The organism is Caballeronia sp., assembly GCF_049581465.1.
Classification (GTDB): domain Bacteria; phylum Pseudomonadota; class Gammaproteobacteria; order Burkholderiales; family Burkholderiaceae; genus Caballeronia.
Map to the genome: position 1 here is coordinate 1 of NZ_JBAUSA010000003.1, position 1744 is coordinate 1744.

At 59.1% G+C, this 1744-nt stretch carries 2 protein-coding genes and 1 pseudogene; 2 read left to right on the top strand and 1 reads right to left on the bottom strand.

Annotated features, from left to right (window positions below; all coding sequences use genetic code 11):
- On the bottom strand, nucleotides 1-150 hold a 150-nt coding region (locus WCA53_RS00035), incomplete at its 3' end, for an NAD(P)-dependent oxidoreductase (protein WP_423903903.1).
- A 94-nt stretch (nucleotides 151-244) separates the two neighbouring features.
- Here WCA53_RS00035 and WCA53_RS00040 point away from each other — a divergent pair.
- Complete coding sequence (locus WCA53_RS00040) at nucleotides 245-1276, top strand: CDP-6-deoxy-delta-3,4-glucoseen reductase (RefSeq protein WP_423903899.1); 1032 nt, start codon at nucleotides 245-247, stop codon at nucleotides 1274-1276.
- A 331-nt stretch (nucleotides 1277-1607) separates the two neighbouring features.
- Nucleotides 1608-1744, top strand: a pseudogene (argD, locus tag WCA53_RS00045) (acetylornithine transaminase); the annotation flags it as partial.

Consider the following 1744-nt stretch of genomic DNA (forward strand, 5'->3'; position numbering starts at 1 on the left):
CAATTGCGCCGCGCGCGATGCCTGGCTCGACAGCGCGATAACACGAGGCGCGGCGGCGCGTTCGGCGAGAAGCGGGACGCAGCGCAGGCCGACATCGCCGCAACCGACGACCAGTACGCGCGCACGGCGCAGTTTTCGAGTGGCGATCATGGGCAGATTTTAGGGCCATTCGTAGAATCGATTGCAACACGAATGACAGCCGCGACGGCTTAGGTATGTGTTTCACCCAACTTATTCAGGATCTATGGCTTTCAATGTCACGCTCCGGCAAAGCGGCCGGCAGTTTCAGGTAGAACCCGACGAAGCCGTGCTGCTCGCAGCGCTTCGTCAGGGCGTAGGACTTCCGTATGGCTGCAAGAACGGCGCTTGCGGATCGTGCAAGGGCTCGATCGTCAGTGGCGAAATCGAGCAGGCGCCGCATTCGTCTTCGGCATTGTCCAACGACGAAAAAACGCGCGGCATGGCGCTGCTCTGCTGTGCGACCGCGCAGAGCGACCTCGTTGTCGATATCCGCGAAGTTGCGGGCGTGGGCGACATCCAGGTCAAGAAGCTGCCCTGCCGCGTGAACGCGCTCGAACGCCGTGCGACCGATGTCATCGAATTGAAGCTGCAATTGCCCGCCAACGAACGGCTGCAATATCTTGCCGGGCAGTACATCGAATTCATCTTGAAGGACGGCAAGCGCCGCAGCTATTCGATGGCGAGCCCGCCGCATCACGAAGGACCGATCGAACTGCATATCCGTCATATGCCCGGCGGCACCTTCACGGACCACGTTTTCGGTCCAATGAAGGAGCGCGATATCCTGCGCTTCGAAGGCCCGCTCGGCACATTTTTCCTGCGCGAAGATTCGGAAAAGCCGATCGTCCTGCTCGCCTCGGGTACGGGTTTCGCGCCGATCAAGGCGATCATCGAACATGCGGTATTCAAGAACCTGAATCGGCCTATCACGCTCTACTGGGGCGGTCGCCGGAAGCAAGACCTGTACATGATGGAGATGGCAGAGCAATGGGCGAGGGACGTGCCAGGCTTCACGTTCGTGCCGGTGCTCTCGGAACCGGACGCGAGCGACACCTGGACCGGGCGTACGGGCTTTGTTCATCGTGCTGTCATCGAAGACCTGCCAGACTTGAGCGGTCATCAGGTGTACGCGTGCGGCGCGCCGGTGATGGTGGAATCGGCACAGCGCGACTTTACGAGCCATCACCGGCTGCCGGAAGACGAGTTTTTCGCCGACTCGTTCACCAGCGCGGCAGATCTTGCGAACCCGGTGTAGTCGCCAAGCGTGGCGGCGGCTCGATAAAAATCGGGCCGCTATGGTTTACACGCAGGAACTTCGTATCGTATTCTTCGCAAATGCTCAATATTCACACCAGTCTTCGACGTCGCCGCTCACGCTTCCCTAGGAATGCGGCTGGCTGGTCACGGATTGGCGCTTGAGACACACGTAGCGCTCGTTTCGCCACCATAAAGCCACGGATTCCGTGGCTTTTTGCTTTTCCGGGCTCGCGTTTTTGAACCCGTTTTTGAGTCCGCTTGTGAACCCCGCTTGTGAACCCGTTTCCCAGTCCCTTTCTGAATTTCCTACTTCGCTGGAGCCCGCCGTCATGAATTTCCAAGAATATCCCGTCGACTCGCTGATGTTCATCACGAACCGTCCCGAGATCGTGTTTACGCACGGCAAGGGTTCCTGGCTCTACGACAACAACGACAAGCGATATCTGGATTTCGTCCAGGGCTGGGC